The organism is Tropicimonas sediminicola, from assembly GCF_900188335.1.
GTDB classification, from domain to species: domain Bacteria; phylum Pseudomonadota; class Alphaproteobacteria; order Rhodobacterales; family Rhodobacteraceae; genus Tropicimonas; species Tropicimonas sediminicola.
The window spans coordinates 1-19,690 of sequence record NZ_FZOY01000020.1 but is presented as its reverse complement, the minus strand read 5'-3'; the positions used below and the strand labels follow the sequence as shown (position 1 = coordinate 19,690).

Below are 19,690 nucleotides of genomic sequence, written 5' to 3'. Positions count from 1 at the left end.
TCCGACGTCCGGTCGACCCAATCGCCGAGGTGTTCCATCAGGTTGTCGAGCCAGGTCTCCAGGCGTTCTTCGTTCCTGTCGATCCAGTCGTCGAGATTTTCGGTCACACCGTCGAGCGAGGTTGGCAGGGAAGACGCGAGGAAATCCTTCAGTTCCTCGGCCAGCGCCCCTGTGTCCACGCCTCCTACGATAATCGCCATTGTTACGTCCTCTCCCACGTACAATATCCCCACCGGCCATCCCTCAAACCATCACATTGCGACATTTTAATGTCTGATAGAATTGTACCTGTTCACGCGTCCCGCCAAGCCGCGCCGGCCCTCCGGCTTCCGCGCGGGAACCCTGTCCCGTCTCGCGCGTTGACCCTTCGAACCACGAGATCACAGCCAGGAGGAACGCAATGTCCGCTCCCGACACCAACACGCCCAAGGAAGCCCGCAGGCACCGCCCTGCCCTTATCGGCATCGCCGTCGCCCTGGTGCTCGGCGCGCTGTTCTTCCTGACGAACCTGTTCAACGCCACGGATGACGAGATCGATCCCGATGGCGGGCCGCAGGTGACCCCTCCGGAAGCGACCGCCCCCGCCACGCCGCAATAAGAGGAGAGAGACGATGGCCAGGGACCATGGCCCTTCGGTAAAGGACGACGACACCTACGAGGCGCTTCGCGACAAGGGCTACGGCAAGTCCAAGGCCGCGGCGATCGCCAACGCCCAGTCCAACCCGGCCATGTCCCCCTCCGAAAGGGGCGGAAAGGCTCCGCCCTACGAGGACTGGACGAAGGACGAGCTGATGGATCGCGCACAGGAGCTTGATATCTCCGGCCGCTCGACCATGACGAAGGGCGAACTGATCGAGGCGCTGCGGGACTGAGCCGCAGCGCGCGCCCACCTGACGCGTCATTTTCCAAAGACCTGACCCAAACCACGGCCTCGCCCGCATTCACCGGCAGAGCCCGCACCCGAGGAGACGACCCATGGAATTCCTGTTCGGCCTGATCGTGCTGATCGCGGACATCTACGCGATCTACAAGACCCTCACCAGCACCGCCTCGACCGGCACCAAGGTCGTCTGGACGCTGCTGATCCTGTTCCTGCCGATCATCGGCTTCATTGCCTGGTTGATCCTTGGCCCGAAAGAGCGCACTCAACCTATGTAACCAGCCGCCCCGCTTTCCCCGGGTCCGGCGCGCCAACCCGGGAGGGGTCATTTGAAACGCAGTCACTTCACCTCTCCCCTGCGCTGGATCTGGCACAACGTCGAGCTGACCTCGCTGACCTTGCTGGTGATGGTCCTCGGCGGCGCCTGGGCCTTTGCCGAGCTGGTCGACGAGGTGTTCGACGGCAACACCCGCGGCCTCGACACCTCGCTGCTCCTGCTCCTGCGCGACCCCGAGAACCCCGACCTGCCCCGGGGGCCGTGGTGGCTTCAGGAGATGGGCCGCGACCTGACCGCGCTCGGCGGCATCGCCGTGCTGACGCTGGCGATCATCGGCACCACCGGATATTTCCTGCTCAAGCGCCGCTTCGGTACCGCGCTGTTCCTGCTGGTCTCCACCGCTGGCGGGATGCTGCTGTCCAGCTTCGCCAAGGGCTATTTCGACCGCCCGCGCCCCGAACTCGTGTCCCACGGCAGCCTGGTCGTCACCCCCAGCTTCCCGTCCGGTCACACCTTGATGGCGGCGGTTGTCTATTTCACCCTCGGCGTGATCGTCGCACGCAGCCTGCCGGGGTTCCGGCTCAAGGCCTACGTCCTGTCGCTGGCCGCGACGCTGGCGATGCTGGTCGGCATCAGCCGGGTCTACCTTGGCGTGCATTGGCCGACGGACGTGGTGGCCGGCTGGATCATCGGCGCGGTGTGGGCCGCGCTATGCCTGCTGGTCGCCCGCTTCCTCGCCCGCCGCGGCCGTATCGAGCACTCCGCCCGGGCCAACCTGCGCGGCCCGATGGAATGAGCCGGCGTCAGAGGCGGCAGTATCGCTTAGCCCAAGCCGAAATCGCGCCCGCCTTCCTTCAAGCCGCTTGAGAACCGTGACCGTTTGGCAGGGATTCGGCACTCGGCCAACTGAACCGCTGCGCGCCGGTCCGTTCACCGCGCCACAGGCCGCCCCGTGGTCCGTCTGCCAAGAACCGAGCGCGGCATTGGCACCAAAGAAGCCCTGCCTCCCATCGAGAATCGCACAGGCCGCCTGAACCGGCGATTGCCGCCAATCCGCAGGCGATCCGAGCGCTCGATTGTCGGTCGTCAATATGAGGGAAGGTCTTGATTTCTGGTGCCGCAGGGGGGCATCGAATTCCCATATCTTGATCTGTCAGCCCATCTCATGCTTCCCTGAGCCCGCTCAAATTCACTGATATTTCTGTCTAGAACGTAATCAAGTGACTTCACCTCAGCGCACCACATACTATATGTTGAGGGTGGCTTAATAGGTGGACAGAATGACAAGGGCTTTGAATAAGCTTTCAGTAGTGAAGGTCAGGTCGGCGCTACCGGGCAAATATTCGGACGGTGGCGGGCTGTGGCTTCACAAGCGCTCTGATGGTGGTGGGCAGTGGTTCCTCCGGGTTACGATCCATGGCCGGAGACGAGAAATGGGCCTTGGCTCAGTTCGGGACGTTTCCCTCAAGGAGGCGCGTGCGGAGGCGGAGCGTTGGAGAGGCGTTGCCCGAAGAGGACAGGATCCAATCAAAGAGCGGCAGCGTCTGGCCCGTGAAGCAGAACGAAACATGTACATACTGAAGGACATTGCCGAGGACGCATTTGAAAGTCGGAAGGCGGATCTCAAAGAAGATGGCAAAGCCGGGCGCTGGTTTTCCCCGCTAAAACTCTACGTCCTACCAAAGTTGGGGGCGGTTCCGGTCTCACAGATAGATCAACAAGACATCCGCGACGCACTTCGTCCCATCTGGCACACCAAGGCAGACACGGCGCGGAAAGCAATGAACCGACTGGGCATCTGCTTCCAACATGCTGCCGCATTGGGGCTGGATGTGGATCTCCAGGCCACAGAGAAGGCGAAGGCTCTGCTAGGTCGCCAGAAGCATAAGGTGCAGCACGTGCCTGCTCTACCTTGGCAAGAGGTCTCGGAGTTTTATGCCAGCTTGAGTGACGGTACCATTACCCACCTCGCCTTGCGCTTGCTCATTCTGACGGCCGTCCGGTCAAAGCCACTTCGATTCCTGCGGCTTGAGCAGATCAACGGGAGTGTCTGGACGATTCCAGGCGAGATCCAGAAAGGACTTCGGGATCGAACACCTGATTTTGCGGTTCCACTGTCAGCCGAAGCTCAGGCAATCGTAGAACAAGCTAAGCCATTCTCTCGTGACGGATATCTGTTCCCGAGTGTCCGCCGAGGCGTCATTAGCGACGCCACGATGTCTAGGTTGATGGAACGCAGGGGAATGGAGGCTCGACCCCATGGCTTCCGTTCCAGTTTCCGTGACTGGTGTGCGGAAGCTGCCGCCGTCCCGCATGAGGTGGCGGAGACAGCCTTGGGTCATGTCATTGGAGGCTCGGTAGAGAGGGCGTACCGTAGAACTGACTACTTGGAACAGCGTCGGGTGGTAATGGAGCGATGGGCGGAACAAGTGGTTGGCGGCTCTTCGGAATTGCTGCACATGGTGCGGCAATGAGCGAACTTCCAATCGTCGAGGCAGATGGGCAGCAGGTGCTCTGGGAGCACTTGATTGCTTATTGTTATGTTGCCTATCCAGAAAATGAACAGGATGCCCTTCGGGCTCTGGAAACCTTGGTCTCAGAGAACGAAGCAATGCAAGCGGGCCTTCAAGACGGATATGGTGACATTGGGGTGATGATCAACAAACGTATTACGTCGCGCATCAACAACGCGCGGCTCGCGGGTTTGGTTTTCTACCAGATGATCCTAAACTCACAAGAGAGGGGTTCACCCGACTTTCGAAAGGCAGTTTTTGCCGTTGCCGAATGGGCGTCGGTAACTAAAACAAACTTCGGAAAGGCGTTACCATCCAGCGGCGACAACCTTCGGAAGCTACACTTCCCAATGTTCAAATCGGCCATCCACTATTGGGCCGCGTTCCAGCTTCTTCCCGAGACTGACCAGATTCGTGTATTTTCCGACGAGAACTCATTTACTCGCCTGATGACGACTGCGGCACAAATTTACAAACTAGCTTGCGAACTTGGCGTGCCAAAACAGACCCGAGCAATGCGAGATTGGGACCCATGGCTGGTGCCGAAAGTCTACAGCGACATGGTCCTCAGTGGCGACGTCTCCGTCTGCCTGCCTCCTGAGACCGACGAAATTCGGAGTTTGTTGAAGGGATATCGAAACAAGCCCTTCGAAAACCCAATCTACTGAAGCCAGGTTGTGACGGGGGGGGGGCGAAGCCAATGCCCCCCGGCGAAATTGAACTTGGCTGCACGTATTCTCAGCCTGACGCAGCTTGTTGCGTCAATCGCTCCATAACCGCGAGGCCGAGATGAATACGATAGATCCCCTTATCCGAGATGCTGAAGGCGCCGTTCTTCTGGGTTGCTCGAAAGCGACTTGGTGGCGCCGCGTTGCGGACGGAACCCTACCCCCTCCGATCAAAATTGGCGGCATGTCCAGATGGAGGCGATCCGACGTCGTCGCCGTTATCGACCGTGCTGATGCTGAACGAACCGCCTAAACGAAACCCCGCCCAATCGGCACGATCAGGCAGGGCGTATTCGTTTCAGGCTCACACCGGAACCATACCGCGTCTGCCTCGTCAAATCAACAAGAACGAGCAGATTATGAAACAATATCATGTAAATGCGCATCCAGGCGGCGACGGTGTCCAGCCCTTCCAGACCCGTATCAACAGCCCCACTCCTCGTGACATCCAGATCCGCCGCCTTCGCATTAGGCACGGGCTCACTCAACGACAGGCTGAGCTACTAGCCCGCTGGTGCTTTGGGGAGATTGGCGGATGAACATGCACTCCGACGCCGGGTCAGACGCCCTTGCCCCCAATCGCTCTGCCATTCAACAACATCTCGCTGCATTGGCCGCCCCTTTCCTGTCCGGTCCCTATGAAGATGGCCTTATAGAGATTGCCTACACGGCTCCTTTCCAGATGGCGCCCGACCGTAGCCGCTTGTTCGGCCTCGACGACCTCGACGCCGCCGCGGAATTCGCGGAAACGCGCAATAACGCCGGTTGCTCTGTCTATGTCGGTGCGGCCTTGCGGAATCCGGATGCAGATCGCAGCCGCCGCTGTTCGGGTGCGGACTTCTATGTCGCGGCTTTCGCAGCCTTTGACGTTGACGAAGACGTAGGGGCCGTGTCGAAGCGGGTGGCGGATGCAGGCCTCAAGCCCGCCTTCTCCGTTCGCACAGGGAGCACGCCAGCCAACAGGTTCCAGGTTTGGCTGCCGCTTCTTGTGCCCTGCGACGATCCCGATGAGTTGGGCGAAGCGCTTGGCGCACTGGTTGCCCATGTCGGCGCCGACCCAAAGGTTCATGATTCCGCGCGGGTTTTGCGGCTGGCGGGAACGGTGGCCCGCGGGTCCCTCGACCCTCGCAAAGCCGCCAAAGGTTACGTTGATGAGGTGACCAGCTTCACCCCCCGGGAGGGCGAACCGGTGGACCTGCTTAGGCTGGCCGCCCTGGCACCCATGCCGGGCCGCGAGGCGGGCAGCACAGGCGGCCACAACAGGGGTGGCGGATCCGGCGAGGTCGTCCGGGATGCCAACGGCATCGTCACAGACGGGCGCGAGACCTGGTTCCGAACCCTTCTCCTCAAGCACCTCGCCGGGACGCAGCGCCAGCACGGGGCCGACCCGACCGCCGAAGAACTGTTCGAAGCGGGCTTCGCGGAGTTCTGCCGGACCACCGAAAACAGCGATGAACGCTGGACGTCGAACCGGGGACAGGCGGCGTTGCGGAAACGGGCGGCGAACACGATACAACGGCTGCGCGCCGGGCGCCTCGCCCGGTGCGGCCTCTACAGCTACGAAACAGGCACAGGGCGCGAAGAGGCCGAAGCCGTCCAGGCGGAGCGCGACCGCAAGTTCTCCGAACGAGCGGCTGGCAGCAATACACCCGACACGTTTGACACCACCCACGACGCCCTGGCCGTCGCCTTGGGCGCCGATGGGTGGGATCTGGACGCTCGCTACGTCGCCACCTGGGGCAAGTGGCTGTTCTGGGACGGCACCCGCTGGCAGGTCGACGAGAAGCTGGCCCATGTAACGCGTATACGGGAGTTTCTGCGGCGGCAGGGCGCCGCCCTTGCCGAGTTGGGCAAGCAGGAAGCGACCAGGGCCGGGAACGCTAGGAATGCGGACACGCTGCGGGCGCGGATCAAGTCACAGGTCGCAGGGCTGGCAAACAACAACACGGTTATGGCGGTGGCGTCCCTGGCTCGGTCGAACCCGGAAAGCGTGGCGCGGGCCGAGAGCTTCGACGGCGACCGCCTACTGCTCGGCACACCGGGCGGGACGGTGGATCTGCGCAGCGGGCAACTGCGCCCCGCTCGGCGCGCAGACATGATTACCCGGCTGACAGGTTGCGCACCGGCTCGCGGCACGCCCGTGCGGTGGCTGCGGTTTCTTTCTGAAGTCTTCGACGGCGACGAGGAACTGGTTGCATTCACGCAGAGGGTTGCCGGATACGCCCTGACGGGTGCGACGAGCGAACACAAACTGTTCTTTGCCTATGGCACAGGCAGAAACGGCAAGTCGGTCTTTCTCAACACGCTCTTCGATATCTGGGGCGACTATGCGCGCCGGGCCTCGAGCGCGACCTTCCTGAACTCGCACGGCGACCGGCACCCGACCGACCTCGCTGGCTTGCAGGGCGCACGCCTCGTCGCCGCGTCGGAACTGCCCAAGGGCAAGACCTGGGACGAGAGCGTCATCAAGGATCTGACTGGCGGCGACGTGATCACCGCACGCTACATGCGCGGCGATTTCTTCGACTTCGAACCGCAAATGACCCTGTTCATCGCCGGCAACAACATGCCCTCGTTTCGGGGCGTGGACGAAGCGATCAGGGCGCGAATGGTCCTTCTACCGTTCACCGTCACAATCCCGCCGGAGCAGCGCGACAAGGATCTGCCCGCGAAACTGAAAGCCGAGGCGCCCCAGATCCTGCAATGGGCAATCGACGGCGCGGTGCAATGGCGTGCGGCTGGCTTGCAGGTTCCGGCCAGCGTGGAGGCTGCATCCGCCGAATACCTCGACGACGAGGATACGGTCGGTCAGTTCCTGGCGGATGAAACAATCGTCGATCCCGCGGCCTTCACGAAGACGACCGACCTGCATATCCGCTTCGGGCAGTGGTGTGACCTGCAGGGATTGAACACTTGGACGCTCCGCACGCTCCAGAAGGAAGTCAAGCAGCGGGGCTACCAGGAACACCGCCGCAACTCTGGCCGCGGCTTTATCGGCCTGCGGCTGGCATCACCTTGAACACCCCAATGCTGAAAAGTGACGGAAGTGACGGATCGTCCCTTATCTATCGTATAGAGAATTTCCCTCTCTCACTCTCTATACGGTGGATATAGGGCCATCCGTCACTTCCGTCACTTTCCCCTCTAGCTGCCGCTGCGGAGGCCGAATGCGGACGTAAAACAGGTCCCATCGCCCCGCCTTTTTGGCGCCGCCGGAACCGCCCCCCCGTCCGAAGTGATCTGATCCAAGCGGCCCCTGAGCCGGCAATTCGTGAACCGCCGAAGACGCAGATCGCATGAGCTATCCCGTCTATAAGGCGCACAGTCGCTGCCAACCGGTTTCCAATCTGAAGCCGCCCACCAAAGTGCCGTGGCTGCTTTGGAAGAGCAGCTATGGAAGGTCGCGTTTGCCGACTTTGCGGTCTCTCTCCGCAGTGCAGCGTTTCCTCCCGAACTTACTGGAGGATCGTCCACGCAGGAGGAGACCGGACGTTCGCGGTGGCTCCGATCAAGGGCAACCAGCGGACCTTGCTTCCGTTCGTCTGGTCGAGCCGGGCGACCGCAAACTGCGCTTTCCGGCCATTGTCCGACTGCGGCGCTTCGCATTTACAGCATAGTGACAGGCCGACGTGACCGGCCCCGAGCTGACATTTGGTCACGGTGCAGCGAACGACAGACTCCAGTCCGACGGGATGAACCCAGGAAAGCCTAAACTTGGTGGATGAACGCAAACGGGTATTAACGGCATTGCTGATGGTGAAGCAAATGCCGGTCCAACTTTCGATCTGAAGTTGCGACTTTCCAAGATCGATATCAGCCGGATTGCCCGCCCTACAGGTTTGGCTTGTATGCCTCGAGCGTTTCAAGGACCAGCGATCGAGTTTCCGGTGCGTGCTCAAAGAAACGGCTGGCGACATTGTTGGCGGGGAAGCCGGGCCAAGTCCGATGCATCTCGTCTATAGCTAGACGTGCGGCCTCGTATTCGCCGTTCGCGTCGTAGGCCGCGGCGAGCATCATGAGGCTCGGCGCGCTCACCGGTTGGCCGCGTTCGGCCGCCGTGGTGAACGCCTCGATACATGCCGGATAGTTCTGAAGCATGAACTGTGACGCTCCCCAGATACTGTTGGCGCCGAACCTACCGCTCCCAAAGCGAGGGCGTTCCGGGTTCGTGACCTCTACCGCGAATGTGGGGTCATTTGAAATGAGCGCCGTGATGCCCGCTAGGTCCAGAACGTGGCCGTCCTCCGGCGACAGGTCAACGGCCATTCGGCCTCGGCGCAGCGCTTCATGGGTGTTGCCTTCTACCGCAAGTGTCCAGCCTATGGCGGCATTCGCCCAGCCATCAGTTGGGCCGCGTTCCAGGGCCTGCTTTGCCATACTGCGTGCTTCGGCAAGTAGTTCGGATGCGCGGGTGGAGTCATTGGACAGATAGGCCAGAAGCGCCAAAACCTGTGCCGCGCCCGCATATCCGCCGGGCAGGTCAGGGTCGAGATCAATGGCGTGCCGAAATGCGGTGAGCGCAATTTCCTGGCGCTTCAAATCGAAGAGCGGAAAGAACATTCCACGCGTCTGTTCGGCGAGATTGGTGGCCTGCACACTGGGCATGGATCGTTCCCTGAGCGCAGCAAGCTTGGCACTACTGTCATCCGCAGCGTTTTGAGTGAGTGCTGGACGGAGATCTGTTGCGAAGAATACACTTGCGATCAGAGCGACAAACAACGCTCCGAGAGCAACCATCCATTTCCGCGAGCCGGAGTGTTTGTGGCCGGCCTCAGTTGTCTGGGGTCCAGGCTCTTCGGGTAGAGTGCGCGGCGGCGCATGCCCCGCTATCAGCGTCGGCTTGTAGCCGCCCGTGGGGATGAGGATGCGGATGTCGTCTTCGGCTCCCTCGCCCTCATAGTATTCCTGGAGCAAGCGTCGCAGGCGTCCGGCCTCGACCCGAACAAGACCCAGCCCGCCGCCATCGCCGTCCAGTCGCCGCCCGTAGACTTCCACTGCAATGGCTTTGCCACGAATTTCGTCGCCATGTCCGGAGAGAGTCTCCTCTACGACGTAGGTAAGAAACTGCCTCAAACGCGGCGACGAAGCCAAGACATCGCTCTCGACAACCTTGTTCAAGGCTGCGCGCGCCTGATCGACGAATTCAGGCGGAAATTCTTTATGTACAGTGCCTTGAGTCACTTTTGGGATGCCCGCCCTTACTCCAGCTTACCCCAACTTACCCCAGCTTACTCTGTCTGGCGAGCATGCTGCGTTACCGTCGGGGAAGCGCTCAGGCTACCACCCGCCAACCTAGAGGCAACGTTGATCCTTCGTCATGATCTGCCAGAACTCACCGATTTGATCCTCGCGCTTTCGCTGGATCACCCGTCACTCAGGGAGGCCCTGAATGACTATGAGTTGGCCTGCTCAAGCGAGAACGACGAAACGCTCAGTTCTGAATTGCGTGCTGAATGGGCCAATATCCGCAAGGAACTGGTCCGCGAAATCGAACGCCAAGCGCGGCGCATTTCCGCTACCCCCGACCAACAGAGGACAATTGAATGACCAAAGACAACCGCAACGACACACAACGGCCGAGCCACGTCGAGAACGATGAACCGCAGGACCCCTCCCGCCGCGATCTGCTCAAGGGCGCCGGGGCCGGTGCCGGTGCGGTTGCGGCCGGTGCTGTCGGTCTCGGCGCGAGCCAGGCTGATGCACATCCCGGCGAAGGTCCGTTGGGGGAAAACCTGAAGAACCCCTATGGCGGTCGTCCGGCTGGCGGCATCTCATTGCCTGAGTATTTCCGACCGACGAAATACATGACTGGTTCCAACGCCAACTACTTCCCGCTCAGCGAGCAACTGGGACCGGACGAGATGCGGATCTCGTTCTGTGGTTCTACGCCCTACCCGCCGCGCGAGGATCAGGCCGGCACCTGTATCATGGTCGAGCTTGGCAACGGCAAGCGGTTCTTCTTCGACTTCGGCTCGGGCTGCGTGCGAAACATCGTCGGCATGCAGGTGCCGGGGCAGTTGATCAACGACATCTTCATCTCGCACCTCCACGTCGATCACTATGCCGACATTCCCTACATCTATCCGTTCCGGGCATGGTCGGGCGGCTACACCCCTCTTCGCATCCATGGGCCTTCCGGGCGCACACCGGAGCTTGGCACCCAGGGAATGGTCAACGGCATGAAGCAGATGCTGAAGTGGCACTTGGAAGCATTCGACGTGTTCCCGATCGGCGACGGCTACGAAATCGAAGTCAACGAGTTCGATTTCCGTCAGGAAGGCGGTATCGTTTATGACGAGGATGGAGTAGTGGTTCGCTCGTGGCCACGTAGCCACGCTAAAGACGGTGCCGTTGGGTACCGCCTCGACTGGAACGGCCTCAGCTTCGTCTGGACCGGAGATGGTCGCCCTGACGAGTTGTCCCGGAAATATGGCGAGGGCGCCGACGTGTTCGTGACCGAAATGTCCGGTCAGGATATCGGCCAACTGATGACCTACAAGTACGGCATCCCGCAAGAACTCTTCAACTACACGATCGACACGCACCATACCTCTCACTACGCCGTTGGAAAGCTCTTCGCGGATGCGCGCCCCCGGCTCGGCATGGTGACGCACTACACGCAGGACGAGGATATCGATGCGGAGATGCTCGCTGGCATCAGGGCGCACTACGACGGCCTGTTCCAGTGGGGTATCGATGTGGCTGTTGTGAATGTCACCAAGGAGGCAATCTGGTATCGCAAGGCGGTTATCCCCGGTAAGTCGGGAACGGTTCCGCCGTTCCGCGAGTTGCAAGCTGAGGTGGAAGCCGGTCGGCTCGAACTGCCCGAAGAAATCACACTGCCGAACCCACGCCTGACCCGCGCCGACCAGCAGGATCAGAAGTACCGCGACATGGAGATCGATCCGCGGGAGTATTATCCCGAGGATGTGTTCAGGGCGCCGGACGGTGAATGGCCGAAGGACCTGACAATCAAGGTGTCCGACGTACTCGGTCCGCGCGACAAGTAAACGGAACAGGTGTCAGCATGATCGAATTCGGCTCGGCCTCGGCTGTTCCCGTCACCATTCTTACCGGCTTTCTTGGAGCCGGTAAGACCACGCTGCTGAATCGGATACTGACCGGCAACCACGGCCTCCGCGTTGCGGTTCTGGTCAATGACTTCGGCTCCATCAATGTCGATGCCGACCTCGTGGTCGGCATCGAGGACGACGTAATGAGCCTCGCCAATGGCTGCGTCTGCTGCTCGATCCGGGACGACCTGATCGAGACGGTCGAGGCGGTGCTCGCCCGCCCGGAACGACCGGAATACATCCTGCTGGAAGCCAGCGGCGTGTCAGACCCGTCCTCTATCGCGATGACGTTCACGGACCAACGGTTCCGCGACAAGATCCGGCTCGACAGCATCATGTGCCTTGTCGATGCCGAACAGGTCTTTGCGGCGCCGGAACAGATGGAGTTGAAGCTGCGCCAGATCGCCTTCTCCGACATGGTTATTCTCAACAAGGTCGACCTCGTCGAGCAGAAGACTGTTCAGAAGGTCCATGACTGGCTGAAATCGCGGTTTCGCCGGTACCGTCTGGTCGAAGCCGTCAATGCCGATGTGCCGCTGGAGATTCTCCTGTCGGTCGGACGCTTTGCCGCCGAGCAACTGGATGCGGAGGTGCCTGACCACGTCCATGGCCCTCGCTGCGGTTGCCCCGAACATGCGCATCACCATGACCACGCGGCGAAGTTCTCAACCACGATGCTACGCTCGGATCTTCCCGTTAATCTCTCCGGCCTGCGAGACGCAATCAAAGGACTGCCCGGAGAAGTCTATCGGGTGAAAGGGTTTGTCTACAGCGAGGAAGACCCGGAGCACCGGATCGTAGTGCAGGTCGTCGGCAAGCGCATTGATATCGCACGCGACGGGAAATGGGGAACGCGCAAGCCGGAAACTCGTTTGGTCGCGATCGGTGCGCCCGGAGCCGTTTCAGAAGACACCTTGGGAAGAGTGTTTCTCGAAGTGGCATAAGGAAGACTACGCTTTCCACGTTCAGCTTGCGAAATACCGTCGAAAAAGATTGAACCGGACCTTCGTTGAAATCGCAGCGAAGGTCCGGAGACCGCCCATCCTACCGAATGCTGCAGCCGCAAGGTGCGGAAATTCTCGCTTGCAGCGAAGGTCCGGAAGGTCGGCATTCCTGCCGCTGGTGCAGCTCGCAGCATCGGTCAAGAAGGGCTCTTCACGGCCAATCGCCGCGCCGACCATGAATGGCGGCTTCCGTTTCAGGAGTTCATGCCGCACGGGCGAAGCTCTGATGTTCGCGTGCGACGGCTCTGCGCAGGAACGAGACCAACACGTCAGTTTGGGCGCTCGCCGTGGCAAACGCGGCAGCTTTGCCGACCTACCGGACCTTAGCCGCAAGCGCGAAATCTCGACCGATGCGCGCGCAGCATTCGTAAGGAAGGGCGGTTTGCAGACATCTGCTGCAGCTGGTTCTAAGGTCCGGTTCGGTGCTCTGCAAAAAAGCCACCTATGTGGAGGACTCGGAGTTCTGCGCCCCCGAGTTCAGGCTGTTTCGAAATCCAATCGGACTCCTACCGGTCTTCGTCTTGAACGCCCTCGAGAAGTTTGAAGAGCTTCTGTAGCCCAGTTCGGCGGTTATCTCGGAAACACTACATTCCTCTGATGTCAGTAGGTCTCGGGCCCTGTGCTGGCGCAGATCGTTGCGGATGTTCGCCGCGTTCGACGCAAAGGTCTCGGCAGCGGATTTTCTGGCCATTTTTATTGCGAAAGGGGATTGTATTACTCGACTCAGGGCAGCCATCAACACGCATTGAACCGACCGACCTACAGCCACCGGAAAAACTCTTGGATTTCAACGTCGTCGAGCTGAACCAGGTATTGCGGAAATGGCGTTTCGCCAGGCGTCCTGTGACTTGCAGCGCCTACATATCCGCTCTCCGAACCACTCGCTCCAAAACGAGGTTTTGCAACGAAGACACAGACGCTCTTGGGGCACATCGTTCAGCGCGCGCGTCGGCGACGTCGTGTCTTGCTCAGGCGATGATGTCATTGGTTCGTGACCTCGGTGTCAGATAAGCGGGCAAGATCGTCGAGCGCGCTTTGGATAAGTTCCTGTCGGCCGGTGTCCTGAGCTTCAGCTGTCTCGGCATAACGGCGGATTATGTATTGTGCCTTCACGGCAGCATCCTGCCAATTCATTGCTGGCTCGACGAGAAGATTGGCTTCCAGTTCCTCCCGACGCCTTTTCAGGTTCTCCCAATCGACCTCGAGCTTCTGGAAAGTATGTCGACGGATGTGAGTCACCATGCTGCTTTCGGTAGTTCGTATTGTGTCCAGGTCGACAGGGCTACTGGTCATGGCCGTGCTCCCACCAAGGGGGCTGTCCGTCCGGAATGCCCCGGTCTCCTCGGAGAAGATTTCCTTCCAGGGTAGGCATTCCTTCGTTCTCTGCGACCTGGATCGAGGTTGCGTCTTGAAGGCCATCTCGCGGCAGTCGGGCCAAAGGCTTGTCGTCCAGCACCTCGCTGTCCGACTGTTGAGTGCGCGATCGAGAATAGAGGTGGCGAAGCTGTAATTCAGAGACGCCGTCAGCCTCCATAACGAGGCGCACCATCGGGTCGGCCAACATCTCTTCCAGAAAGAGTTGCGACAACTCAAGCCCGGTCAATTTGTCCTTGGCCCGCGCGCTGTCGAGATCAGCAAGCGAAACAGTCAGGGCCCGAACCAGCCCAGGATGCGACACCCGCGGTCGCAGGCTAATGACAACCGAGGCCTTCCATGCTTCGGGGTTCAGATGGTCGGGGGGCGGACACAGTTCGGTTTCGATCTCGTAGTCTCCCGCTGGAAGCGTTTCGTCAAAATCGGGCAAGGTGAACGGCCTGGAGAAAGTGGCAGTTGTCTTGTTGGTTGGATGATTCATTTTTTCTCCAGTGCTAGAGTTTCCTGTTCTTGGACGATGCCAAGGTCAGGTCGATTACTGATGAAAGATGTCTCTGCATCCTTGGTATTCACCTTCGCCTTCGGCTCGTGGAAACCTTTTGGCCTGCCCTTGAGTTCGCGTGGTTCCGTCAAGCCTTCAGGGGGACGATACTTCCGCAAAGCCATCGCCTTGGACTTCAAATCCTTCAAAGATATGCTGTCGATTCCTTGATTTCCGGCGGCCATTAATTGCCTGTGACAGGGCGAGAAATGGCCGTTCAACTATTATATATATGGAGATCGAAGTTCTGTTTTGCGATGGGGCGCCGCAGCTGGAGACCGCTGCCTGAAAAAACGAATTGGTTCTGTCGCGAGCTGCATGCACTACACCAAAACCAGTCTTGTGTGGCATTGGCTATCTACGATTTCATTTGCCAAAGGGCTGTCGTTGTTCATTATTTTTGCAATGCCGGGCGCGCTCATGACCCGCATAAGTGCATTGTAATTCAGTTGAAGCCTCATCTCGCTCCCAACCCGAAGTGCACTGCTCCTGGTTTCAACGACAATGTGATCGCTGGTCGCTCCACCGAATGTGACACCCAGCGGGAATTTCAGACCCGCCGCTTCGGTGTCCTGGTGTCCGATGGCGAGGAGAGATCGTGTTTTCCAATGGTCGTCATGCACCAGACGTAAATCCGAACAGGCCGGATTGATCGACTGCAACACCAGTTTCTGTGGTTTTATCTTTGTTTCGATTACTTCGACGACAAGCGTGAAAGCATCCGTGTGAAGCCCACCAATTGAAGCCCCTGAAACAGGATCGACTCCCAGTAGAATTGCTTCACCCAGACGCAGATTGTTGATCCGGCCCATAGCCCCCAAACCGAGAGCCCAGGGTAAGCTGGCAGAGCTGCCTCCCGAAACCACTTCAACGACTGGACCATATGATCTCTCGATGTCACTCGCCAACGAAGTGAGAAGCGCCATGGCCTCGGGGTTTGGCGAACCGCCACTCAGGCAAGTGAAATTGGCGCCAATACCTCTCAGGGCGACACCGGGCATCTTGACGACTTGAGAGGCTACGTCTGCCAGGTCCTCGGGCATGATCCCTTCCCGCATATCGCCGACTTCGACCATCAAAATGATGTTGTGAATACTGCTGGTGCGAAGAGCTTCGGCGGCGAGCTCCGCGACCACCTCCATCTCCGTGTTGTAGCTGGTCTCGCTGCTCGCGCAGATTCGCTCTATCTGGCTCAACATCGGGGTTCGGATCATGGAGATGTGACCGAAAATTCCCGCCTTGCGCATCCGCTCTACGTTCGTGATCCGCGCATCCGCAAGTCCCGTCGCACCTCCTGCGAGCATCGCATTTGCAATGTCAGGGTGGCCGCATACGGCTTTTGTCACGCCTGTCACGGTGATCCCGCGCGTCTTCAGGCGCTCGACGAGGCTGCGAGTGTTGCGCTGGATCTTTCCCAGATCAACTTCGATGCGCGGTGCAGTCATTCTGCTGCTGCGACGGGAACTCGTCGCAGTTGCGGATATGCGGCAAGAACCAGTTCTGTCAGATATGCGGTTGGCCGGTTGAGAGCATCTGTGACGGGAAGCCGTAGTCTTCGAGAATAGCTCGTGATCGCGACGTCGATCTCGGCATCCGTCATCGCTTCGTGATTGATCGTCAAACCGATCACCTTTGTATCACCGAAAGCCTCAATGAGAGCGATCTCGTCACTCGGTTCGGGCATCGCCATGTTTGGATAATCACATCGATGGGCGCGCTTTGGTGCATGCTGAAGGATCACGGCGTTCGGTTGACTGCCGCGCAATATGAATGCCGATGTACAGAAGGCGGGATGGCTGAGCGCGCCTTGGCCCTCGATCAGGATGACGTCGGGCTTCTCGCCTTCCGAGGCCGCGACGATGGCTCCCTCGAGTTCGCCACAGCAAAACTGTGGCGGCACTGCGTCCAGCGCGACGCCGTACTTGGCCCCCTGCATCAAGCCTGTCTGCCCGGTGCCAACCAGAACCGTCTTGATCCCGAGCGCATTCAGGGCACGCGCCAGAACGGTTGCTGTGGTCCGCTTTCCGATTGCGCAGTCAGTTCCCAGCACGGCGATACGGACCGCCTCCACATCGGCGACACTGCCATCAAACAGACGCATCTCGTTGCTGGGGCGAGGTTTGCGGAGGTCGCGGATAGTGACATTGTAGATCCGGGCAGCGGCGGAGATCTCGGGATCATCACCGAGATATTCATGCAGCCCACTGACGACGTTCATTCCAAGCGTAATCGCGTCGAGAACAACGCGACGATCTTTCACGGACAGTTTTCCATCGGAGGGCGCCATTCCGTAGATCAATGTGTCTGGAGTGGTGTTTTCGTGAACAACGGCGGCTTCAAGGTCGCCGAAAACAGGAACATGATTTGTCACGTTGTCCAGAATCCGACCGCTGTCTTTGCCGTCATGCTCGCTGTCGATCACTGAAAGAATGCGATAGGTTTGAGAGTGTCGGACAAGTCCATTTGCAGTTTTTCCGTCAAGCTTCGAAAAGTTCCCCTCGCAGTACACGATTGCGGTGGGTGTTTTCTCAGTAGGGAGCTCGGTCGAACGTCGTTGAGCACTAGCCTGTGTGAACTTGAGAGATCGCTTGGATTCGACGATCTCGCGCAAAATGTTCGGGTGTATATGCGTCATTTCCATGGTCTATCCCCTTGAATTTTTGAAATCCTCCCATCTTTTACAATGAGGCACGCAAAGCGAGCGCTCGGCTTGCAGGCCGGAGCGGCATCTAATTTCTCAATACGCAACGGCCCTTTGACCGTTGAAAGTTCCTATGGCATTCCCATCGATTGCCGGACCGGTCGAGATGAGCATTCGGGGGCACTTCAATGGCGACGCATGTATCGCCGGACACAGAGAAACCACGGTCGCATTTCCAGCCGGAACCAAAGCTCGCATAGTCAAAGTAGGCGTTTTCGGGGATATCGACGGCCATACATTTTCCGTCCTTCTCGAAATACCCTCGTTCACATGTCCAAGGGTTCCCGTAGCTCGAGCTATTCAGAAAAGCGTGTTCCGGCACCTGGATTGCCGAGCATGTCTCGCCGTTGACCTCATACCCACGATTGCAACGCCAAACTGATCCATTATGATCATCTTCCAGATAGGCGTTTTCCGGTAGTACGATTTCCTGGCAGCCGTCATCGACCTTCATGTAGCCGCGCAGGCATTTCCATCCTTGCCCTGTCGCTTCGAGGTACGCGCCTTCGGGCACCAACACCTTTGCACAGGATACCCGATCGACCTCCGTGAAGCCGTGCTGGCATTCCCACCCGCTCCCATAAGTTTGGTTTGTAGCGTACGCGTTTGGTGGCACGACGATGGCAACACAGGCATCGTCAACAAGCCGAAAGGACACATCGCATTCCCACCCATCTCCATAGCTTCTTGCATGGGAATTGGCGGGCATTGAAGCCGTGGACGATTGCGAGACCGACGGCGTCGCGGAGGCGATCAAGACACCTGTTGTGAGAAAGAGAAGCGCCACCATGACCTGTCCAATTGACCGAAGGGTGATCCGTCGGACCGGCGCCGCCGTTTCGCCTGTGACAGGCAGTTCTGCCCTTGGATTACGATTCATCCAGTTGCAGCCCCGCAATACATGCCTGGGCCAGATCGCGGTTCGGGGCGTCCGACCCTGGAACCGTCGCCCAACCGGCCGCCATCACCGCATCGCGGCGCTTGTAGGTTGACGCTTCCTGGATCGTCGCGAGTTTCGCGACGCGGTCCTTATCGGTCCGGGCCATGTCGACGCAGACAGGAAGCAAGGCCGCGATGACGGTGTCGTTGGCCAGATCGCTGGCCATCTCTTCTGCATTGCCACCGGTAACCCAGCCACCCCAGGAGAAGCCGGCTACCATGGTTAAGACAGCCCCGACGACGGCACCGTAGATGCCGGGTTTCAGCCATTCGGGAGTTTTCATTGTAGATCCTCCAGCGGAGAAAGCGCCGCCTCGCTACATTTGATGGATTCAGTAGTGATCCGATCACACCGCAGGACCCGTTCGAGGTCCTTCTCGGTGATCGGGCGCATCGAAAAGGACCTCCGGCGATTGCCTTTTCCACGGACAACCAGAAACGTCGAAACCCTTCGCCATGCTTCGAAGCTGAGGCCCTGCAGAAGTTCCTCCTCGATGAGCACCTCGTAGGTGCCGGCAGGAAGTTGGCCTGGATACCCGGGTTGGGCGAACGCATTGGAAAACGTCACCATAGATCTGGACGACCGTGTATTCATTCCAGGCCTCCGTGGATTTTTGTGGGGACAGCCTGCACCGTCCTCAGTTGGTTTTCGCAACGAGGGTCGAGCAAGGCTTGGCGTTGTGGCCGATCATACGCCGTGGCTGCCGGAAATGTGCTGATCGAGGTTAGTCCCCGACGAAAACCTGTCTCGAGGACGAGATCAGCAGACTGCCTTGCCGTGTCGACCCGTTATGCGACTGATCTGTGTAAGGGTGCCGGGACCTTGAAACACGTATGGTTCTCGTGAACCGCCACGCGCTCCGGTCTGTGCAACGCTGCAGGCGTGTGAACCTGACCCTTGCCGCGGGCTCAAAGAGAAAAGGGGAGTCACATGCCCGGAGTTGAGTACCTGCAACCAGACGGAACAGATTTCGATCGCTTTCTGTACGCTTCTGTCGGCGAGGATCGGGCCGGGTCTTCTGTAACCGTTGTGTCCGCGCTGGCAAGGCTTGGCCTCGATCCCTGGAAAGAGGCTGCCAAGCTGTCATCTTTGGGGCGGGACGCGGCCTGCGCGCGGCTGGGACGGTCTCTCTCGGGGTTCAAGGATGTCCCATCGCTCGCTCTTGAACACGCAGCCGTTGCCGCAACCCTCACATCGCTGTTGCCCAACCGCTTGTCCCGCCGCGCAACGAAACTGACCAAGCCGGCGATTCCCAAGGGGCCGCCGATTCAAGCCAGATGGGTTCTCGCCATCCTCATAGTTTTTCTCGTACTGGCACGCGTCTATTTCCTCGCCAATGGGGGATGAGGTTCGTCAGGTCGGACTGCTCTGAAATGGGAAACGCGTCGGACACAAGGCCGGACGCCATCCGTCAGGAATGGTTGCTTGGTTCTCGGCTCGGTCTGTTTAGAAATTACTCGGGTGAGATGGCAGATCCGAATCCGCAATGTCGACGAAGCTAACCTGCATCAGGGCGAATCGGCAGTCTTGCCGACAGGATGCTGCGTGGCCTCCGGATAGTCGGGTGTCAACGGCGGCGCAAAAACCGACCACTGGGCGGAGCAAAAGTCGGCCAGTCTGGGCATGACCGTCGCCTTGGCAAACGTGCTCCTCGTATAG

General features: G+C 59.4%; 22 protein-coding genes. 12 read left to right on the top strand and 10 right to left on the bottom strand.

Annotated elements, in window-relative coordinates:
* On the bottom strand, window positions 1–200 hold a 200-nt coding region (locus CHB86_RS23790), incomplete at its 3' end, for a hypothetical protein (protein ID WP_141135000.1).
* Window positions 201–400: 200 nt separating this feature from the next.
* On the opposite strand from CHB86_RS23790, the gene CHB86_RS23785 reads away from it, so the two are divergent.
* From CHB86_RS23785 to CHB86_RS23750, 8 genes are all read left to right on the top strand, one after another.
* Complete coding sequence (locus tag CHB86_RS23785) at window positions 401–598, top strand: hypothetical protein (RefSeq protein ID WP_089235611.1); 198 nt, start codon at window positions 401–403, stop codon at window positions 596–598.
* A 13-nt stretch (window positions 599–611) separates the two neighbouring features.
* Entirely contained in the window at window positions 612–872 is a 261-nt protein-coding gene (locus CHB86_RS23780) for a DUF7218 family protein (protein WP_089235610.1), read from the top strand.
* A gap of 103 nt (window positions 873–975) precedes the next feature.
* Complete coding sequence (locus CHB86_RS23775) at window positions 976–1,158, top strand: PLD nuclease N-terminal domain-containing protein (protein WP_089235609.1); 183 nt, start codon at window positions 976–978, stop codon at window positions 1,156–1,158.
* 51 nt (window positions 1,159–1,209) lie between these two features.
* A complete protein-coding gene (locus CHB86_RS23770) occupies window positions 1,210–1,953 on the top strand; it encodes a phosphatase PAP2 family protein (RefSeq protein ID WP_245838337.1) in 744 nt (247 codons plus the stop codon).
* Window positions 1,954–2,437: 484 nt separating this feature from the next.
* On the top strand, window positions 2,438–3,631 hold the full coding sequence (locus tag CHB86_RS23765; RefSeq protein WP_089235608.1) for a tyrosine-type recombinase/integrase: 1,194 nt from the start codon (window positions 2,438–2,440) through the stop codon (window positions 3,629–3,631).
* The gene (locus tag CHB86_RS23760) at window positions 3,628–4,338 is read left to right on the top strand and encodes a hypothetical protein (RefSeq protein ID WP_089235607.1); all 711 of its coding nucleotides are present in this window, start codon (window positions 3,628–3,630) and stop codon (window positions 4,336–4,338) included. Before CHB86_RS23765 ends, CHB86_RS23760 begins: the two co-directional genes overlap by 4 nt.
* A gap of 121 nt (window positions 4,339–4,459) precedes the next feature.
* The gene (locus CHB86_RS25325) at window positions 4,460–4,651 is read left to right on the top strand and encodes a helix-turn-helix domain-containing protein (protein WP_089235606.1); all 192 of its coding nucleotides are present in this window, start codon (window positions 4,460–4,462) and stop codon (window positions 4,649–4,651) included.
* Window positions 4,652–4,933: 282 nt separating this feature from the next.
* Complete coding sequence (locus tag CHB86_RS23750; protein ID WP_089235605.1) at window positions 4,934–7,417, top strand: phage/plasmid primase, P4 family; 2,484 nt, start codon at window positions 4,934–4,936, stop codon at window positions 7,415–7,417.
* 812 nt (window positions 7,418–8,229) lie between these two features.
* Here CHB86_RS23750 and CHB86_RS24455 read toward each other — a convergent pair.
* Window positions 8,230–9,579 carry a tetratricopeptide repeat protein gene (locus tag CHB86_RS24455; RefSeq protein ID WP_141134999.1) on the bottom strand — a complete coding sequence of 450 codons (1,350 nt, stop codon included), beginning with the start codon at window positions 9,577–9,579 and terminating at the stop codon, window positions 8,230–8,232.
* A 123-nt stretch (window positions 9,580–9,702) separates the two neighbouring features.
* On the opposite strand from CHB86_RS24455, the gene CHB86_RS24450 reads away from it, so the two are divergent.
* Genes CHB86_RS24450 through CHB86_RS23730 form a run of 3 tightly spaced genes read left to right on the top strand, consistent with a single transcriptional unit; the run spans window position 9,703 to window position 12,415 of the window.
* Window positions 9,703–9,945, top strand: coding sequence for a hypothetical protein (locus CHB86_RS24450; RefSeq protein WP_141134998.1), 243 nt, complete (start codon window positions 9,703–9,705; stop codon window positions 9,943–9,945).
* Entirely contained in the window at window positions 9,942–11,408 is a 1,467-nt protein-coding gene (gene gntH / locus CHB86_RS23735; RefSeq protein WP_089235602.1) for a guanitoxin biosynthesis MBL fold metallo-hydrolase GntH, read from the top strand. The genes CHB86_RS24450 and gntH overlap by 4 nt, the downstream gene beginning before the upstream one ends.
* Before the next feature lie 17 nt (window positions 11,409–11,425).
* Window positions 11,426–12,415: a CobW family GTP-binding protein gene (locus tag CHB86_RS23730; protein WP_089235601.1), complete on the top strand. Its 990-nt coding sequence runs from the start codon at window positions 11,426–11,428 to the stop codon at window positions 12,413–12,415.
* Window positions 12,416–12,917: 502 nt separating this feature from the next.
* Here the strand turns inward: CHB86_RS23730 and CHB86_RS25375 are convergent.
* From CHB86_RS25375 to CHB86_RS23695, 8 genes are all read right to left on the bottom strand, one after another.
* Window positions 12,918–13,166, bottom strand: a complete 249-nt coding sequence (locus CHB86_RS25375; protein ID WP_176443008.1) for a helix-turn-helix domain-containing protein — start codon at window positions 13,164–13,166, stop codon at window positions 12,918–12,920.
* Between the two features lie 290 nt (window positions 13,167–13,456).
* Window positions 13,457–13,768 carry a hypothetical protein gene (locus tag CHB86_RS23720; protein ID WP_089235599.1) on the bottom strand — a complete coding sequence of 104 codons (312 nt, stop codon included), beginning with the start codon at window positions 13,766–13,768 and terminating at the stop codon, window positions 13,457–13,459.
* Complete coding sequence (locus tag CHB86_RS25170) at window positions 13,758–14,330, bottom strand: hypothetical protein (protein ID WP_245838335.1); 573 nt, start codon at window positions 14,328–14,330, stop codon at window positions 13,758–13,760. The genes CHB86_RS23720 and CHB86_RS25170 overlap by 11 nt, the downstream gene beginning before the upstream one ends.
* Entirely contained in the window at window positions 14,327–14,575 is a 249-nt protein-coding gene (locus CHB86_RS24445; RefSeq protein ID WP_141134996.1) for a hypothetical protein, read from the bottom strand. The genes CHB86_RS25170 and CHB86_RS24445 overlap by 4 nt, the downstream gene beginning before the upstream one ends.
* A 138-nt stretch (window positions 14,576–14,713) precedes the next feature.
* Entirely contained in the window at window positions 14,714–15,835 is a 1,122-nt protein-coding gene (locus CHB86_RS23710) for an alanine racemase (protein ID WP_089235598.1), read from the bottom strand.
* Window positions 15,832–17,031, bottom strand: a complete 1,200-nt coding sequence (locus CHB86_RS23705; RefSeq protein WP_245838333.1) for an N-acetyltransferase DgcN family protein — start codon at window positions 17,029–17,031, stop codon at window positions 15,832–15,834. Before CHB86_RS23705 ends, CHB86_RS23710 begins: the two co-directional genes overlap by 4 nt.
* 88 nt (window positions 17,032–17,119) lie before the next feature.
* A complete protein-coding gene (locus CHB86_RS23700) occupies window positions 17,120–17,881 on the bottom strand; it encodes a hypothetical protein (RefSeq protein ID WP_089235597.1) in 762 nt (253 codons plus the stop codon).
* Between the two features lie 79 nt (window positions 17,882–17,960).
* On the bottom strand, window positions 17,961–18,314 hold the full coding sequence (locus tag CHB86_RS23695) for a hypothetical protein (RefSeq protein ID WP_089235596.1): 354 nt from the start codon (window positions 18,312–18,314) through the stop codon (window positions 17,961–17,963).
* A 647-nt stretch (window positions 18,315–18,961) separates the two neighbouring features.
* On the opposite strand from CHB86_RS23695, the gene CHB86_RS24440 reads away from it, so the two are divergent.
* A complete protein-coding gene (locus tag CHB86_RS24440) occupies window positions 18,962–19,378 on the top strand; it encodes a hypothetical protein (RefSeq protein ID WP_141134995.1) in 417 nt (138 codons plus the stop codon).
* Window positions 19,379–19,690: the final 312 nt, after the last annotated feature.

Bases quoted from the DNA above. Each gene is read 5' to 3' on its own strand.
- gntH (WP_089235602.1), top strand. From the start codon at position 9,942: ATGACCAAAGACAACCGCAACGACACACAACGGCCGAGCCACGTCGAG.
- CHB86_RS23775 (WP_089235609.1), top strand. From the start codon at position 976: ATGGAATTCCTGTTCGGCCTGATCGTGCTGATCGCGGACATCTACGCG.
- CHB86_RS23695 (WP_089235596.1), bottom strand. From the start codon at position 18,314: ATGAAAACTCCCGAATGGCTGAAACCCGGCATCTACGGTGCCGTCGTC.
- CHB86_RS23730 (WP_089235601.1), top strand. From the start codon at position 11,426: ATGATCGAATTCGGCTCGGCCTCGGCTGTTCCCGTCACCATTCTTACC.
- CHB86_RS25325 (WP_089235606.1), top strand. From the start codon at position 4,460: ATGAATACGATAGATCCCCTTATCCGAGATGCTGAAGGCGCCGTTCTT.
- CHB86_RS23760 (WP_089235607.1), top strand. From the start codon at position 3,628: ATGAGCGAACTTCCAATCGTCGAGGCAGATGGGCAGCAGGTGCTCTGG.
- CHB86_RS23705 (WP_245838333.1), bottom strand. From the start codon at position 17,031: ATGGAAATGACGCATATACACCCGAACATTTTGCGCGAGATCGTCGAA.
- CHB86_RS23710 (WP_089235598.1), bottom strand. From the start codon at position 15,835: ATGACTGCACCGCGCATCGAAGTTGATCTGGGAAAGATCCAGCGCAAC.
- CHB86_RS24440 (WP_141134995.1), top strand. From the start codon at position 18,962: ATGCCCGGAGTTGAGTACCTGCAACCAGACGGAACAGATTTCGATCGC.
- CHB86_RS25170 (WP_245838335.1), bottom strand. From the start codon at position 14,330: ATGAATCATCCAACCAACAAGACAACTGCCACTTTCTCCAGGCCGTTC.
- CHB86_RS23700 (WP_089235597.1), bottom strand. From the start codon at position 17,881: ATGGTGGCGCTTCTCTTTCTCACAACAGGTGTCTTGATCGCCTCCGCG.
- CHB86_RS23765 (WP_089235608.1), top strand. From the start codon at position 2,438: ATGACAAGGGCTTTGAATAAGCTTTCAGTAGTGAAGGTCAGGTCGGCG.
- CHB86_RS24445 (WP_141134996.1), bottom strand. From the start codon at position 14,575: ATGGCCGCCGGAAATCAAGGAATCGACAGCATATCTTTGAAGGATTTG.
- CHB86_RS23750 (WP_089235605.1), top strand. From the start codon at position 4,934: ATGAACATGCACTCCGACGCCGGGTCAGACGCCCTTGCCCCCAATCGC.
- CHB86_RS23720 (WP_089235599.1), bottom strand. From the start codon at position 13,768: ATGACCAGTAGCCCTGTCGACCTGGACACAATACGAACTACCGAAAGC.
- CHB86_RS23780 (WP_089235610.1), top strand. From the start codon at position 612: ATGGCCAGGGACCATGGCCCTTCGGTAAAGGACGACGACACCTACGAG.
- CHB86_RS23785 (WP_089235611.1), top strand. From the start codon at position 401: ATGTCCGCTCCCGACACCAACACGCCCAAGGAAGCCCGCAGGCACCGC.
- CHB86_RS25375 (WP_176443008.1), bottom strand. From the start codon at position 13,166: ATGGCCAGAAAATCCGCTGCCGAGACCTTTGCGTCGAACGCGGCGAAC.